At 49.1% G+C, this 17034-nt stretch carries 13 protein-coding genes; 10 read left to right on the plus strand and 3 right to left on the minus strand.

The features are described from left to right. Positions 1-28 precede the first annotated feature (28 nt). The 5 genes from ACX1DY_RS04760 (at position 29) to ACX1DY_RS04780 (ending at position 9945) form a co-directional block, all read left to right on the plus strand. On the plus strand, positions 29-1144 hold the full coding sequence (locus ACX1DY_RS04760; protein WP_458963051.1) for an SMI1/KNR4 family protein: 1116 nt from the start codon (positions 29-31) through the stop codon (positions 1142-1144). Then, the gene (locus ACX1DY_RS04765) at positions 1089-1286 is read left to right on the plus strand and encodes a hypothetical protein (protein WP_458963052.1); all 198 of its coding nucleotides are present in this window, start codon (positions 1089-1091) and stop codon (positions 1284-1286) included. The genes ACX1DY_RS04760 and ACX1DY_RS04765 overlap by 56 nt, the downstream gene beginning before the upstream one ends. A 113-nt stretch (positions 1287-1399) precedes the next feature. Continuing rightward, on the plus strand, positions 1400-2071 hold the full coding sequence (locus ACX1DY_RS04770; protein WP_458963053.1) for a hypothetical protein: 672 nt from the start codon (positions 1400-1402) through the stop codon (positions 2069-2071). A 202-nt stretch (positions 2072-2273) separates the two neighbouring features. Further along, on the plus strand, positions 2274-9086 hold the full coding sequence (locus ACX1DY_RS04775; protein ID WP_458963054.1) for a choice-of-anchor I family protein: 6813 nt from the start codon (positions 2274-2276) through the stop codon (positions 9084-9086). A gap of 145 nt (positions 9087-9231) precedes the next feature. After that, the gene (locus tag ACX1DY_RS04780; protein WP_458963055.1) at positions 9232-9945 is read left to right on the plus strand and encodes a glycosyltransferase; all 714 of its coding nucleotides are present in this window, start codon (positions 9232-9234) and stop codon (positions 9943-9945) included. 64 nt (positions 9946-10009) lie between these two features. On the opposite strand, the gene ACX1DY_RS04785 is transcribed toward ACX1DY_RS04780, so the two are convergent. After that, positions 10010-10549: a hypothetical protein gene (locus ACX1DY_RS04785; protein ID WP_458963056.1), complete on the minus strand. Its 540-nt coding sequence runs from the start codon at positions 10547-10549 to the stop codon at positions 10010-10012. Between the two features lie 174 nt (positions 10550-10723). On the opposite strand from ACX1DY_RS04785, the gene ACX1DY_RS04790 reads away from it, so the two are divergent. Continuing rightward, complete coding sequence (locus tag ACX1DY_RS04790; RefSeq protein WP_458963057.1) at positions 10724-11116, plus strand: iron chaperone; 393 nt, start codon at positions 10724-10726, stop codon at positions 11114-11116. Between the two features lie 73 nt (positions 11117-11189). On the opposite strand, the gene ACX1DY_RS04795 is transcribed toward ACX1DY_RS04790, so the two are convergent. Further along, on the minus strand, positions 11190-12881 hold the full coding sequence (locus ACX1DY_RS04795) for a M3 family oligoendopeptidase (protein WP_458963058.1): 1692 nt from the start codon (positions 12879-12881) through the stop codon (positions 11190-11192). A 98-nt stretch (positions 12882-12979) separates the two neighbouring features. Here ACX1DY_RS04795 and ACX1DY_RS04800 point away from each other — a divergent pair, with 98 nt between their 5' ends. Then, positions 12980-13462, plus strand: coding sequence for a DUF1801 domain-containing protein (locus ACX1DY_RS04800; RefSeq protein WP_458963059.1), 483 nt, complete (start codon positions 12980-12982; stop codon positions 13460-13462). Here ACX1DY_RS04800 and ACX1DY_RS04805 read toward each other — a convergent pair. Then, a complete protein-coding gene (locus tag ACX1DY_RS04805; RefSeq protein ID WP_458963060.1) occupies positions 13434-14207 on the minus strand; it encodes an alpha/beta fold hydrolase in 774 nt (257 codons plus the stop codon). The genes ACX1DY_RS04800 and ACX1DY_RS04805 overlap by 29 nt on opposite strands. Positions 14208-14340: 133 nt before the next feature. Between ACX1DY_RS04805 and ACX1DY_RS04810 the strand changes: the two genes are divergently transcribed. From ACX1DY_RS04810 to ACX1DY_RS04820, 3 genes are all read left to right on the plus strand, one after another. After that, positions 14341-14778, plus strand: coding sequence for a GNAT family N-acetyltransferase (locus tag ACX1DY_RS04810; RefSeq protein ID WP_458963061.1), 438 nt, complete (start codon positions 14341-14343; stop codon positions 14776-14778). A 521-nt stretch (positions 14779-15299) separates the two neighbouring features. Then, positions 15300-16379: an IS200/IS605 family element RNA-guided endonuclease TnpB gene (tnpB, locus tag ACX1DY_RS04815; RefSeq protein WP_458963062.1), complete on the plus strand. Its 1080-nt coding sequence runs from the start codon at positions 15300-15302 to the stop codon at positions 16377-16379. Positions 16380-16497: 118 nt separating this feature from the next. Next, positions 16498-16764: a CD3324 family protein gene (locus tag ACX1DY_RS04820; RefSeq protein WP_458963063.1), complete on the plus strand. Its 267-nt coding sequence runs from the start codon at positions 16498-16500 to the stop codon at positions 16762-16764. Positions 16765-17034 lie beyond the last annotated feature (270 nt).

Here is a 17034-nt window from a genome sequence, read left to right on the forward strand (position 1 = left end):
TAATGGCAACACACGGGAGGCGGGTCCGATGAAATCGCAAATGGATATCTGGAAGCGGCAATGGGAGGAGCTTATTGAGGAGCTTGGGCGGCAAGGTGCAGACACCCGGCTGAATATTGGTCCTCCTGCTATGGAGGGCGAGCTTGCCGAAGCGGAGTTCCGGCTCGGAATTCGGCTGCCAGATGAGCTTCGCTCCCTGCTGAGGGAGGGGGCAGGCCAAGCTTACGTCTACTGGAGCTTGCCGGACGAAGCAATTCTGCCTTTTGAGGTGAGCGGTGAAGTGGGCTGGGCTGTGGAGCATCTGGAATTCTTCGCTTTCACTGAGGAAGATTCCGATGAGAATCAGCGTTATCTCAACTTTCATACGGCAGGTAACGGAGATGAGCTGCTGCTGGACCTGCACAGTCCTTCCGGAACGGCAGTCGTTCACTGGGCACATGAAACGGCAGAATATTTGCTGCTTGCGCCATCGTTCACGGAGTTCCTCGACCGGGTCACAGCGCTGGGTTGTGTGGGGGCGGAGGAATGGCAGTACCCCGGATTTTGCGGGAAAGCCGGACTGGACCCGGAGCTGCCCACCAGCAGGCAATGGAGAGCTTGGCTGCATCAATATCTGACACTGACTTTGGAGCAGGCGCAGAATGACCTGAACTCACTCCTTCTCTACACGGAAATGTTCGGTACAGATAAGGAGACAACCGAAGCCTTTGCGCAATATAACGCCGAAGAGGTGCTGCAAGCCTTTGTAAGGCGGGCAAGCCATGAACAGAGCGGCAGCAATAAAGAAGCCATTATTTGTCTTGCCGGAGAGGTGCTTGGGCAGCAGGCAGCAGGTTTTGTGCGCTCACTGTGGTCAGGTGCTCCGCCCGTTGCAATAAGCCGGAGTTCACTTGCCTATCTGTCTGCTCTTTGCCTGCCGGAAGGCGAAGGATTGGAGCGTGTCCTCACCATGCTGGAGTCTTCTGCGCAAGCGCAGAAGCTGAGCGGTTATGAGGCGAACTCACTGCTTCAATTCTTTCACAGCCGCCGTGTGCTGGACTGGATGGAGGACAAGGTCGCTTATCCTTATGACGGGTGGGATTCGTTGTATGCTCACTCGCAGCCCTCGCCTTCAGCGCCAGATTGCCATTTCTGCATTGCCTGATCTGCTCGACGAGAAAGGGACTGAAGTCTTCAGTTCAGTGGATTTGCAGCAGATCCGCCGTTTGCTGGAGCAGGCGCTTGCGGAGGCTGTGCTGAAAAAAGAAAAGCAGGCTGTCCGCGAAGCTCTTGAGCGGATGGGTTAAGCGTTATTTTTTAACATTCCCGCCTGTAATCTTGTCTATTGCATGTCTTGTCTATAACAAGATGTCGCTTCCAGCCTTGGAATGGTATTATAGGAAGTGGGGTGAATATGATAATGAACAATAAGTTAACGAGTGATGAAGCAACAAATGAAGAAATAACCCAAGAAGCTGAAGCAAATGAGGAGCCTACCGGCACCGAGGAACCGTTGACCGAAGAAGAAAAGCTGGCGGCGCTTGTCAACGCGGTTCACCATAACGGCATCGTTGCGCTGAAGATGCATTTCCAAGAGGTTCAGGGTCAAGTAATGAATCTGGAAGCGTATGGTCCGACTTTTGTGTTTCATGTTATGGACGAAGCGAAGGATGTATATTCCTGCGGGTTTTTCCTGCGTGAGCTGGTTGCCAGATTCCAGACGAATAACAGCCCTTCAGTGTGGATGGCATCATTCTTCATCGACTTGATGAAGGTCAAGGGAGGCAAAGCCCTCTTATCGCCGCCTACAAGCGAAGAAGAAGCCAAGGCCATGATTGATAACATATTGGTGCCACATTGTATCGCAGCTGTGCAGGAAGAGTTTGCGCCTGAGCAGGTACACGCTGGCCTGGCCTGGAACGAGGTTCATGGTCCGGTATTTGAAGCGGGATTCCCGGCGATTACCGAAGGAAATAACGTTTGTGCAATTCCTCTGCATCTGTTGCTGATACATCTTCAACTGAACCGGGACCCTTCGGAGCTGCTGCTTCAAGGCATGTACAACATTCGGAAAGAGCATGGCATGGAATAAGCATTTCTTTCAGCTGCTGTGCCAATAATGAAAGAGATAGACTGCATCCTTTTACAAGGAGGGCGGTCTATTTTTTTACATATATATTGGTATTTACAAATAGGTTTATTAACAAGGATACCTGAAGATTTAACACAGGATTGCCGGTGATTTTACATCAGTCTCTTAAAATTAAAGGTATAACAATACTAGGGAGGCTTATATGATAACCAAACATCCTCGACAGATAATCAGCGCATTCATGGCGATAATCATGCTGCTTACGATGCTGCCGGTATCCAATTCTGTCCATGCAGCAACTGCTGTAACCGTTGCCGAATGGGATTTTGTGAATAATCCCGATGCAACCAAAACCTTAACGAGTTTTCCCGCTACAAGTGCTGTTGCTGATCCAAGCACAGTGACGCTGACCACCTACATGGGCGAGAATGGCACTGGCGGTAGGATTTCAACGTATACGGCAACAAACAAGTCGATTTCACTAAATGGCTGGGATGATGGCGCGAATACGAAATATTGGCAAATCGCCTTATCCACAGCCGGCTATGAGCATTTGAAGCTGGCTTTTGGTTCCTACGGTTCGAGCACCGGTCCCAAGGAATTCAAGCTGCAATATAGTACAGATCAGGTTACTTATACAGATGTTCAAGATGGGGCCTATGTAAATACGGCAACTCTGGCAAAATCGGAGTTCACCTTGCCCGCGGATGTAGACGATAAGAGCAAAGTGTACCTGCGGCTGCTGCAAACCAGCAATGTCTCGATTAGCGGTGGAACAGTTGGGGCGACAGGAACCTCCCGTATGGCAGATATTAAAATCACGGGTGAGCAAAAAGCCGACTCCACCACAGTCGCAGCTGTCGTAGCTTCCCCGGATACGGGGAGCGAGATTGCCCAAGGCAGCCCGGTTGTGCTGTCGTCGGTAACTTCAGGTGCAGCCATTGAATACACATTGAACGGTGGAGCGGTTCAGACCATTCCAGATGCTTCCGGCCCCGTTGTGATTGATCAGTTCAATCAGACTGGAGATACGGCCGTCATTAAGGCAAAGGCTGTAAAAGGAGCGAGCGTGAGTGCGGAAAGAACCTTTGTCTACACCCAGGCACAGGTTCGTCAAGTACTTGCAAGCAAAACGGGCTCTGTTCCGGCCGGAACGGAAATCACGCTGAGCTCTTCCACCGCCGGAGCGAAAATCAGCTACATTCTGACCCGAAAAGCCGGCGAGCCCGGTGAAACTGTGAGTCCGAAAGCTGACTACAGCACTCCGATTAAATTAACGGCAGATATGCTCCCCGCCACAATTCAGGCGTTCGCCACGCTTGATGGCTACAAGGATAGTGTGAATTCAACCTTTAATTATACGCTTAAGGCTCCAGGTCAAGAGGAGAAGGTATACTTCGGACAATTGCACGGGCATACCGATCAATCTGATGGTTCAGGCAAGCCGGAAGAAGCTTATGCTTATGCCAGAGATATTGCCAAGCTGGATTTCTTCGCCTTGACGGACCATTCAAATTATTTTGATGCCTCAACTGCTCCTGTGGATTATGCGGCAAGTGTTACGAATGCCAAATGGCAAGCAGGACAAGCTGCTGCGGCAGCGGCGGCAACGCCTGATTTTGTACCGTTTTACGGCTATGAAATGACCTGGGCGGGCGGTCCGGGCCATATCAATACTTTTGCTACAGACGGCTTTGTCAGCAGAAACCATAAAGACTATGCATCCGGCGTGTCCGGCATGACCAATTATTATAAGCTGCTGAAGACCATTCCGGGCGCGATTGGACAGTTCAATCATCCGGGGCCGACGTTCGGCGACTTCAATAACTTTTCCAATTATGATCCTGAAATCAATCAGCATATGACTCTGATCGAAGTCGGAAACGGCGAAGGGGCGGTTAGCTCAGGCGGATATTTCCGTTCCTATGAATACTATAACCGTGCTCTGGACAAAGGCTGGCATCTGGCGCCTACCAACAATCAGGACAACCATAAAGGGCTGTGGGGCAACGCCAATACGGCGAGAACAGCGATTGTGACAGACACCTTCACCAAAGAAGGCGTATACGCAGCGCTGCGTGAAATGCATGTGTACGCTACAGAGGACCAGAATCTGGAGATCAAATACACGGCAAATGGCGAACTTCTTGGTTCAAGCCTGCCAGCGGGGATCGGCGAATTGAACATCAACGTGGATCTTTCAGATCCGGATGCCTCCGAGCAAATCGGACAGGTATCGGTGATTATGAATGGCGGCAAGGAATCCTATATTCAGAAATTCGAAACCAATCAGGCTAATTATTCGGTGAAAATCAACAATCCGGCAAACGGCTACTACTATATCCGTGTAGTTCAACCGGATGGGAATATTGCTGTAACCGCTCCGGTCTGGGTGGGTGAGGTTGACAAGGTCGGCATTAATTCGGTGACCTCGTCGGTCAGCATGCCGGTAACTGGAGAGCCTTTGCAGATCACAACAGAGCTGTTCAATAATGAAGCTGCTCCGATTACGATTGAATCCATCGGTTATACGATTGGTGGTACCAGTATTGCGGACAAAGTTCTTAATGCTCCAATCGCTTCCCTGGGAACGCTGAAGGATTCCATTGATTACACACCTTCAACTGCTGGAATCGCCACTGTACAGGTTACAGTGCATGCCCTTGTGAACGGTGCAAGCCGGGTATTTACCCAATCCTTACAGCTCAATATAAGAGACGCCTCGAAGCTGATCAACATCGGGGTGGATGCTTCGCACAAGAATGAATATGTTGCCGGGAACTATGCCAACAGCATGACGAACTTCGCTAAGCTGGCCGAGGAATATGATGTCCGGCTTGTGGAGATCAAGGATGGGATTACGGCTGACAAGCTGGCTGGTCTGAAGGCTCTGATCCTGACACCGCCGAACCGTAAAACCTCTGTAGGTCCGCTTGGTGAATATTCGGCTGAGGAAATCGCGGCGGTTAAGGCATTTGCGGACAGCGGTAAAACGCTGATCGTTACCGGACTCGCGGACTATGGCGATAGCAAGAACCCCCCAGCCAACCACGCGGCCTACCAGCAGAATCTAATTCTGGCTGCAGTCGATGCCAAGACACGTCTGGTTGACGATGAGATGATTGACAATACCAATTATGTGTCCCAGAATTTCCGGCTCCGGTTCAAGAACTATAATACGAGCAGCCCTTATACGTATGGAGTAGATCCGGCCCAGGAATACAGCTTTTACAGCGGCTCTTCGATCACGGTCGCCGAGGCGGACAAGGCAAAGGTGACTAGTATCGTTACTTCCCATGCGACCTCCGAGAGTCTGGACTCCGATAAGGATGGACTGGGCGGAGAGGGCAATCCTGTTGTTAAGGGGAATATTCCGGTATTGACTGTAGAAACTTTGGCTAGTGGTGCTAAGCTATTTACAGCAGGTTCGGTATTCATGTCCAACTTTGAAGTGCAGGCTACACTGGACAATTCGGGAGAGCTGGGCTACAGCAATTACAACATCACTCAGAACATCCTGAAGGAGCTGGCTCCAAGAACTGTAACTCCGATTGCTGAGGTGCAGAAGGCCCAGGAAGGTACATCTTTTACCATTCAAGGTACTGTAACCTCCAATGCGAGCGGATATGATCAGAATACAGCCTTTTTCGACTCGATTTATGTACAGGACAGCACGGCGGGGATCAACCTGTTCCCGGTTTTCGGCAACTTCAGAGCGGGTCAGAAGGTTCAGGTTACCGGAACGGTCGGCGGCTATCAGGGCGAGAAACAGCTAACCGTGAAGAGTATCGAGATGCTCGACAGCAGTGTAAATGATATTTCTCCGGCTCAGGTGACAACGGCTGAAGCAACCTCCGAGGCGAACCGGGGCAGACTCGTCAAGGTTGAAGGCAAGGTGGTCTCTATCGGTTTAGACGGCGAAAAAGTAGGCGCCATCGTTGTCAATGATGGTTCCGGTGATGTGCGGGTCTTTATTGACGGATATATCACTAAGACAGTGAATCTGGAATATCTCAAGGCCGGCGACCGGATTTCGGCCATCGGGCTGTCCTCCATTGATCCGGTTGGCAAAAGAATCCGTGTGCGCGACAGAAATGAAATCAAGCTGCTCAGCCCAGGAATTATGACGAAAATCGGCAGCTACTCCACAGGCTTCTCCGATCTGGAGGGCGGCGTTGCGGAGATTGTGAAGTACAACAGCGACAATCAAAAATTTTATCTGGTAAACGGCAAGGAGAAGCAGATTGACATTGTCAGCCTGAAGTCCCTGGTTTCCGGGAAACAGACTGAGCTTGTGCTCGATAAGCGGATTGATGTCAGCAAGATGATTGACGGGTTCACTTTTGGCGACATCACCAGTGTTGATATCAATCCGGCGCTGGATACCATTGCAATTGCTGTACAAGAAGCGGATTATCAGAAGCCCGGCGCAGTCCTGCTGCTGGACTATGACGGGAATTACAAAGCACATTATAAGGCAGGCGTACAGCCTGACATGGTAACCTTCACACCTGACAACAAATATGTGCTGACGGCTGACGAAGGGGAACCTAGAGAAGGCTACACCGCTCCGGCAGTGGACCCTAAAGGCTCTGTAACGCTGATCAATCTGGAGAAGCAGACGGCTAAGGTGATTGATTTCACCGCGTTCGACAGCAGCGAAGCACGAAATACGCTTTTGTCCAATAATGTGATTTTGAAAAAACAAACCGCGCCTTCTGTGGATCTGGAGCCAGAATATATCGCAGTATCCGCAGACAGCAAGCGGGCGTTCGTATCTCTTCAGGAGGCCAATGCTATTGCCACACTGAACCTTGAAACAGGTTCGTTTACGAGCATTAAAGGTCTGGGCTTCAAAGACCACAGTGTTCCAGGCAATGAGCTGGATATGCGCAGAGACGGCAAAATTGACATTAAAACCGAATCGAATGTTCTCGGCATGTACAATCCGGACGGAATCACTACCTACACTGCCGGCGGCAAAACCTACGTGATCACGGCAAACGAAGGCGATTCGCGGGACTGGAATGGCTACAGCAATGAGAAGGATGTTACACTCGGCAAAGGCCAGGATGGCGATGCCACCAAGAATATGAAGGTAACGACCTTTGACACTTCGGATTATGAGGTGGGTGCAGGCGGTGCAGGATTTGCGGGCGGAAAAACCTATCTGTTCGGCGCACGCTCCTTCTCCGTCTGGAATGCAGACGACATGTCACTGGTATATGACAGCGGAGCAGATTTCGAGCAGATCACGGCTAGACTGGTTCCAGAAGGCTTCAACTGGTCGAATGATGATTATGTCTTCGAGAAACGAAGCGCCAAAAAAGGCCCTGAGCCTGAGGATGTCAAAGTTGGCGTTGTAGATGGCAAGCCATATGCCTTTATTGGACTTGAGCGGGTCGGCGGCAATATGATGTATGACCTCTCGAACATCAGCGCTCCTGTCTTCTACGACTATCTGAATACGAGAGATTTCAAGAACTCGGTGGACAATTCAGGCACGAAGCCGGCTTACCGGATTGCCGGAGATGTATCGCCTGAAGGCCAGAGCTTCATTCCGGCGGACCAAAGCCCGACACGTTATCCGCTGTTGCTTGTAGCGGGTGAGGTATCAGGAACGGTATCCGTCGTTGAAATTCCGAAAGGCTATTACACGCCGGAGACACCGACAACAACACCAACGCCGACAGCATCAGTGACTCCGACAGCGTCGGCATCGGCAACGCCGACACCGACACCAGTGCCAACACAACCGGCAGGGACGGCAGTACCTGCAACAGCAACCGTGCAGCCAAGTGCTTCGCCACAAGCGACGCCTGGCGTTACGGTTACGGACACTGTGGCAGTAGCGGCAATGACGCTGAATAAGGAGACAGGCGAGGCGAAAGTGGTACTCGCGGATGATGCCAGCCAGAAGCTGCTGGATAACGCCAAGGCAAGCGAGAAGGCAGGAAAACAAACCGTGGTGGAAATTCGCGGGGAAGCTGTGCAGGGAGCTACCAAGGTAACGGTTGAGCTGAGCACCGCATTCTTGACAGGGCTGTCTTCCGGCACAAAGGCTGATCTGAAGATCGGCACCGGGTTTGGAGCAATTACCTTGGGAAGCCCGACCCTTGCGGCGATCAGTAAGGCGGCCAAGGGCCAAACCCTGAAGATCAGTATTGCACAGGCTTCGAGCACGGCTTGGAGCGGCAGCACTCAAGAACTGACAGCAGGCAGACCGGCCTATGATTTTACCATCTCTGATGGAGCAACCAGCATTACAAGCTTTGCAGGTGAAGCGGTTAAGGTTCAAATTCCTTATAAGCTCGGCACAGGAGAGAATGCAAATGCGGTTGTGGTGTATTATGTGAATGGCAGCGGCAGCACCGTAGCTGTAGCCAGCAGATACAACGCAGCGACACAAACGGTGGAGTTCAGAACCAGCCATTTCTCCACCTTTGCAGTCGGCTACAATGCAGTAGGGTTCAACGATACTACGAATCATTGGGCGAAGGACAGTATTGATTTTGCGGCAGCACAAGGCTGGCTCACAGGCACTTCAAGCAACACCGTTGCACCGAATCAGACCGTAACCCGCGGGATGCTGGCTACGATCCTGGGAAAAATGTCAGGTGCGGAGCTGTCCATTGTGTCTTCCTTTACAGATGTGAAGGCCAATAAGTATTATTCGCCTTATATTGCCTGGGCTGCATCGAATGGCATCGTTCAGGGGACAGGCAACAAGGCCTTTGCCCCGGACCGGACGGTTACACGAGAAGAACTGGCAGTGGTGCTGAACAATTATGTGAAATATTCGAAGCTGCCGCTGAAGAATTCGGGTACTGTCACTGCATTTGCGGATGATGGACAGATTTCTGGATGGGCGAAAGACGCGGTAGCAGCAATTCAAGGCCAAGGCCTAATCAGCGGCAAAGCGGGCAACCGCTTTGATCCAAAGGGAACCGCAACAAGAGCCGAGGTAGCCACGCTGCTGAAGCGGGTTTTGAATAACAGCCTGGATGTGAAGTGATTTTTCAGTAAAAGCATACAGCATGAATAATAAGAGGCATCCTTCGCGGATGCCTTTTATTACAATCTAAGGAGAAGCTAAGCCCGCACTGCTGGTTGGTTCCACTCATATGTTGAATGGACGACAGGGAGAGGAGCGGCTGGTCTTGGGGAAAAGAACAGGCACCACGGGAGTTTCGATTATCGTATGCACCAATCGCCCACGTTTTTTCGATCATATTGTAGTCAATTTCCGAAACCAGCTACACGCGAACAAAGAATTAATCATCATCCTTAACAACGACAGCATGGATCTGAAGCTGTATCGCAGCAAAGTTCGTGCCTACAGCAATATTTCGGTATATAAGCTGCCGGCGCGAACTTCATTGGGGCAATGCTTGAACTGTGGAATTGTCAAAGCAAGGCATCCGCTAATCGCCAAGTTTGACGATGATGACTACTACTCCCCTTACTATCTGACGGAGCAGCTAAAGGCTCTTGCCCGCACCCATAGTGATGTTGTAGGCAAACATGCATGTCTGGTATACCTTGCGGCGAGCAAGAGGCTTATCATCAGATCCCCCGCAGAGAACAATAAAGCTGTCGATTTTGTGCAGGGAGGAACACTGCTATTTAACCGGCAAGTGACCAGACAGGTCCGTTTTGCAGATCGTTCTATCGGTGAAGATGTAGCTTTTTTGAGGAAATGCGTAGCCAAAGGCTATAAGACGTTTGCCACATCTCCCTACAACTATGTCTATATACGCAGAAAAGATAAAAAGAGCCATACCTGGAAGGCGCGGGACCACTTTTACCTGCAAGGCAGTAAGCCGGTCGCAGTGACGGATAATTACCGCACTCTCGCGACCCGGAAAATATGAATGAATCGGGAATAGGCCGCTGTCTCCAAACTGAGCGCGGTCTGTTCCTTGTATATGCCATGGCTTAACTCTTTGCCTTTTTCGGCCAAATGAAATAAGAGCTTGTAATGATAAGATCAATTCCCACAATCATAGACCATGTCTTAATTACACCTGACAGTGCTACAGTGCGTGCCGGATCGTCAATCCACGTAATCAGTCCGTACAGAACTCCCGCTCCAATCAGAAATGCCAGCACATGTCTCAGAAAGCTTTTTAAATAATGTCTGGCATGCTCCGTCCCGTACCGCTTGATTGGCTTGTTGCCCTGCTTCGTCACATAATAGCGGAAGCGTTCGTCGGACCAGGCGATCATGCTTTTGCCGAACACAAGAGATACGGAAATATAGACGGCTGCGAGGGCATGCGCTGTTGTGGCGGAGGCGCCGCGATACAGATCAATGCCTGCAATAGCCAGCAGAATAATATCGAGAACTGGAGTTAGAGCCAGGAAGAACAGCCCAAGCTTCTTTCTTGAGAAAATATAACGTGCCGTGAGACCTGCCACGATCATGACCCAGAATAAAACCTCGCAGGTGACGATCGCCCATACCACAAAATTCATCCTTACACCCCTTCGGTAAAATCAATCGTTGATGACAACAACTGGATTATAGCAATGAAATTTAATTAATACAACTGTATTAATTAAATTTGTGCTTTGAGTTCTTTCGCAGGCTATAATAAGGACATGCTATAAATGATGGACCATGTGGAGAGAAGCAGAGAGGAGAGTACTATGGAGCCGGTGAAAATCACCTATGAATCAATTGATGATTATATTGCCAAATCGCCGTTTGAGGTTCAGGAGAAGCTTGAAGCCTTGAGGAAGGTGATTAGAGAGTGTGTCCCCGAGGCAGAGGAGAAGATAAGCTACCAGATGCCAACCTTCTACCTGCACGGAAACCTGGTGCATTTCGCGGCGTTTAAGAAGCATATCGGATTTTATCCGGCGCCCCGCGGCATTGAGGCCTTCAAAGAGGAGCTGTCGCAGTATAAAGGGGCAAAAGGGTCCGTACAGTTCCCTCTGAATGAGCCGCTGCCCTATGACTTGATCCGCAGAATTGTTAAATTCAGAGCAGAGGAGAATATCAGTAAGGCGGAAGCAAAAGCAAACGCCAAGAAGAAGTAGTTCTGGCCGCAGTTATCGGCAGTAATTATAAAGACCGGGAGGGCGGATGCTCTTCCGGTCTTTAGGTCTTGTATTACAGCTGCTTGTCGTCTACACCGTTCAGCCAGCCTTCAATATCTCCAATGACGGAGCTGATGCAGCCATCCTGAAAAGGCGAGGTGAGTCCGGCAAGCTCGACCAGCTTGAGGAAGGACAGGCTTCCCCCGGCCTGGCAGAGCCGCAAATAATCGCTCCAGGCGGATTTGAAATCCTCATTGGACCGTTTCCAGAACTGGAACGCGCAGAGCTGGGCCAATGTATAATCAATGTAGTAGAACGGGGAGCGGAAGATATGGGCCTGTTTGTGCCAGAATCCGCCGTTCTCCAGATATTCATTGCCGTCATAATCGCGGAGAGGCAAATATTTCTTCTCAATTTCCCGCCAGGCTTGCTTGCGTTCGGCAGGGGTCGCTTCAGGGTTGGCATAGACAAAATGCTGGAATTCATCCACGGAAACTCCGTAAGGAATGAACTGCAGGCTATCCCCCAGATGGTTGAAGCGGTATTTGCCGGCATCCTCCTCAAAGAACAAATCCATCCAAGGCCAGGCAAAAAACTCCATGCTCATCGAGTGGATTTCCGCTGCCTCGTAGGTTGGAAAAGCATATTCCGGAATGTGGATATGGCGGCTCTGATATACCTGGAAGGCATGCCCTACTTCATGGGTCAGAACATCAATATCGCCGGAGGTTCCGTTGAAGTTAGAGAAAATAAACGGCGCCTGGTATTGGGGGATATAGGTGCAATAACCGCCAAACTGCTTGCCCTTCTTGCTGACGAGATCCATAAGCCCATTGTCCAGCATGAATGTAAAGAACTCATCCGTTTCCGGGGACAGCTCTTTGTACATCTTGGCCCCGTTCGCAATAATCCAATCAGGATCACCTTTTGGCGTAGCGTTGCCGCTATTGAAATTCAGACTCTCATCGTAAAATTTCAGTTCAGCCAGTCCCAAACGCTCAGCCTGGCGTTTCTTCAGCTTCCCGGATACAGGAACGATGTGCTCCTGCACCTGTTTGCGGAAGTTCGCAACCATTTCAGCGTTGTAGTCGGTGCGCATCATCCGGTCATAACCGAGTTCTACGAAGCTGCTGTATCCAAGCTTTTTGGCGATACCGGTACGGACCTTAACGAGATCGTCGTAAATCCGGTCAAATTCAGCCTCATGTTCTGCCATGAAGCTATATCTGGCCGCCGCTGCGCGCTTCCGCATATCGCGGTCTGGCGACAGCTCAAAAGGTGTAAGCTGGGATAATGTGCGTTCTTCACCTTCAAACGGAATCTTGGCGGAGGCAATCAGCTGGGAATACTCTGTGGAGAGTTTGTTCTCAAGCTGCAGATCCTCAATGATTTCCGGACTGAATGTCCGAAGCGAGATTTCTGCAATCTGGAGCAGCTGCGTACCCCATTCCTGCTCAAATTCGGCTCTGAACTTGGAGTGGACAAGCGCTCTGAAGTAATCGGTTATGTACTCCTGAATGACAGGCCCGGTTTCATCCATGTAATCCTGCTCGGCTTTGTAGAATGCATCTTCCGTGTTGATAGAGTGTCTGATGCTGACCAGTGTCTCCATGGTGTTAAATTCATCACGCAGCTTATTAATTGCGGTAAAAGCGGCGCGCTGCTCCTCCAGACTATCCGCACTCAGACCTTTCAGCAGTTCGGTAAAGGAAATCTTCAACCGGTCTACATCCGGCCGCTCATAACGGTATTCGCTAAATTTCATGAAAACATCAACATCCCTTCAGGTTAACTTTTATAACATGCATTTTTATTATATAATCTGAAAGACATTTATTACAGCCGCAGATTGGAGAAAAAAGGATGAAATTCGAATCGGCAAGTCCCGAGGACTATATCAGCCAGCTCCCGGAAGAGCGGAAGAAAGCTGTGGAGAAGCTTAGACAGACGGTTAAGGCAAACCTTCCGGCAGGGTTCCAGGAAACCATGTCCTATGGAATGATAACTTACGTTGTCCCTCACGGGCTCTATCCGCCGGGTTATCATGTCAATCCGGAGCAGCCGCTGCCTTTTATCAGCATAGCTTCCCAGAAGAACTTCATTGCACTGTATCATATGGGAATCTACATGTCGCCCACGCTGCTGGCATGGTTTCAGGAGGAGTATCCGAAGCATGCTCAGACTAAGCTCGATATGGGGAAATCCTGTATCCGTTTCAAAAAAACAAATAGCATCCCGTATAACCTCATCGCTGAACTAAGCAGGAAGATCAATGTGAAGGAATACATCGAACGATATGAGAACGCAATAGCCGAAGCTAATTCGAAGCCGAGACCGAAGCAATAGGATGCATCTTCAAAAATTGCAGAATCGAATCATTCACCAATAGAGGACTCTCTCTCAGCATATGCGGTCTGTGGCTGCCTCCCGGGACAACAAGATACTCGGAGTGCTTGGCAAGGGCTGTCAGCAATTGAAGCTGAGCTTCCTTTACAAAAGGATCATGCTCTCCGGCGATAAACAGCGCGGGGCAAAGGATGCTGCGGAGCTGCTCCTCAGTAAGCTGAGGGAATAACCGCCAATCTGCCGCGCTCTGCCGCATGAATTCCTGCCAGTTCCCCCGGTGCGCCTCCTGATGCCTTTCGAGCATTTGCTGGATGAAGTCGTGCTTGCCGTGTGCTAGAAGCCATTCGGGTTCATATTCATCTGCGCCAGCCGGATCATTAAATCCACTATGGCCGATGGCAGTCAAGGAAGCTACCCGCTGCGGCGCGTTTACGGCAACATAGGCGGCGACACCCGCCCCCAGGCTGTAACCGATTAAATGCGCTTTGGGGATGTTCATCTTATCCATAAACTCCAAAATATCATTGGCGAGCTGCGGGGTGCTCCAAGCCAAACTCTCACATCTGGTTCTGCCGTGACCTCTGAAATCCGGGAAATAGCAGGTGTACGCATTCTGGAAATCAAGAATTTGACTGGCAAAAGCCAGAATTCCCCGCGAATATGAGCTATGAAGAAAGATTACGGGCTCCCCGGTCCCCATTTTCTCATAAAACATGTCTAAGTCGTTCAACTGGATATGTGGCATAATACCTCCCTATAAGAACAAGCGTTCCTTTTATTCTACTCCTAATAATTGGATGTGTCACGGTCAAAATTCACACAAACCTATGGTATAATGTGTAGGAATTTATTTCCTGTATAGAGGAGTGCCGACATCAATGATTAGTCTTAGAGAGATTGACAAGAGCAACTTTTGGAGAGTTATCAGCCTTAGTGTTGCCGAAGAACAGAAGGATTTGGTCGCTGCCAATGCAATCTCCATTGCACAATCAAAGGTACAGCCTGAATGCGTTGCACTCGCTGTTTATTATGAGGATACACCTGTAGGATTTGTAATGTATGCTATGGACACGGATGATCATGAGTATTGGATTTACAGGCTGATGATCGACAGGAAATTCCAGTCCAAGGGATATGGGCGGCAAGCAATGAGGCAACTGCTCTCTTTGATCCAGGAGGACAAAAGCCATCAGGTCATTTACATCAGCTTCGAGCCAACGAACGAGAGGGCGAAACTACTGTATCGAAGCTTGGGATTTACCCCGGATGGCAGGATTATTGATGACGAGATCGTCTATAAATTAGCTTATGTGTGAGCTATATAAGCTGAACTTGAAAAATGAATAAAAAGGGCCGAAGTGACGGAGGGGAAGTTTGGAACTGGAGGAGCGAATGCGACCGCCTTTGTCTGCGGATTTCCACCGCGAAGAGCGGTACAAATCAAGAAATCTGCAGACAACAGCGGCCGGAAGTCCAAACATTCCCCGCAGTTACGTCCAGAGCCCAACATACAGTTGATTAGGAGGTGGAAACCGATGAACTGGGTTATTGATTTTGTACTCAATAAGCTCCATGCAAAGCCTGCAGAACCGAAGGCGAAGCTTGCATGGAGCGAATGAATTTCGCCTGTATTTAGGAATGAATAGCGGTTGATTTTGCAGGCTTTGCCCTTAAAATATCAAAATCATTTTAACCATCAGTTGTCAGAATTCCCCCAATTCTAAAGTGGCGGGATGAATGGCAACGGTCTTTCTTATACAAAAGGAAATTAACTTCCATACATAAGAACATTTGTGCTATAATAGATTCGTAAATTCCTGGAAAGGAGTTGCGTGTCATGTTAGTACTAAAAGCTTATAAGTACCGGATCTATCCCAACCATGAGCAACAACAATATCTAGCAAAGGTGTTCGGATGTGTCCGTTTTATCTACAACAAAATGCTTGCGGATAAGATCGAACACTATAAACAAACGGAGGAAATGCTTCATAATACACCTGCCAGGTACAAGAAAGCATTTCCGTGGCTGAAAGAAGTGGACAGCCTTGCATTAGCAAACGTCCAACTCAACCTGAAGAAAGCCTATACGCATTTTTTTCGGGATAAGAGCGTGGGCTTCCCTAAATTTAAAAGCAAGAAAACGAACAACCATAGCTTCACAACGAACAATCAAAACGGAACGATAGCCATTCAAGATGGAATGATCAAAATTCCCAAGCTAAAGACAAGAATCCGAATCAAGGTACATCGTCCATTTACGGGGCTGATCAAATCATGCACTATATCCAAAACACCATCAGGAAAATACTTTGCATCCGCACTTGTGAAAACAGATATAACCCCTCTGCCGAAAACAGAAAAGAAGATTGGCGTTGATCTAGGACTGAAGGACTTTGCAATTACTTCGGATGGTGAAGTTATCGCCAATCCAAAACATCTATGTAAATCTGAAAAACAATTAGCCAAGCTACAGAAGGACTTGTCGAGAAAGAAGAACGGGAGCAATAACCGAAGTAAAGCAAGGCTGAAGGTCGCCAAGCTTCATGAAAAAATAGCCAATCAGCGTAAAGACTTCTTGCACAAAACGTCAACCCAAATGATCAGCGATAACCAAGTGATTGTTATGGAAGACTTGCGTGTAAAGAACATGATGCAGAATCACAAATTAGCTAAAGCCATTTCAGAAGTATCCTGGAGCATGTTTCGAGCGATGCTCAAATATAAGGCGAAGTGGCACGGGAGAAGTTTGATGATTGCACCCAAAAACTTTGCGAGTAGCCAACTATGTTCCAACTGCGGCTACAAAAACGCAGAAGTGAAAAACCTTGCAGTACGAGAATGGACTTGTCCTGAATGTCGCACACAACACGACAGAGACAGGAATGCGGCTGTAAATCTTCTGAAATTAGCCATGTAAATTGCACTTATCGGGATAGGAACTATCCTCTAAGCTTGGGTAAACTTGGAGCAGAAGCTCTATTGACCAAGAAGCACCCACCTCTTAGGTGGCGTGTAGTTCACGGAGCGAGCCCTATATGGATTATTTAAAGGCAACAGAGTTATTTCCGGAGCGACTGCTCAAGGAGATTCAGCAATATGTTCAGGGAGAATTCATCTATATTCCCACCCGTCCGAATGAGCGCAGAAAGTGGGGCGAGAGCTCTGGCGCAGCGCAGTATTATTTGGAGCGGAACGAAGACATCCGCAGAACCTTCCATACCGGCGCCAGCATAGATGAACTGTCGGAGCAATACGGATTATCTGTGGAGAGCATCAAGAAAATTGTATATTCGAGAAAATAGTCAAGTGCCCGCAGATCATGTCTGCGGGCAAAAACATTTTACATAAGAACTGTGCCTACTGCCGCCCCTTCCAATCCCTTACAATAAAGACAACACAATATAGTAGGGGATGAGTGTATATGGCAATAAATTATAGGGCGTATACTTCGGACGATATGATGAGAGTGCACCAATTTCTCTCGCTCGCCTATGCAAGATTCAAACGGCCGAACAACTGGACGATTAGTTTGCAGGGATGGGGATTTTTACTTTCAGCTTGATACGGACGAC

The organism is Paenibacillus sp. BAC0078 (genome assembly GCF_054483875.1).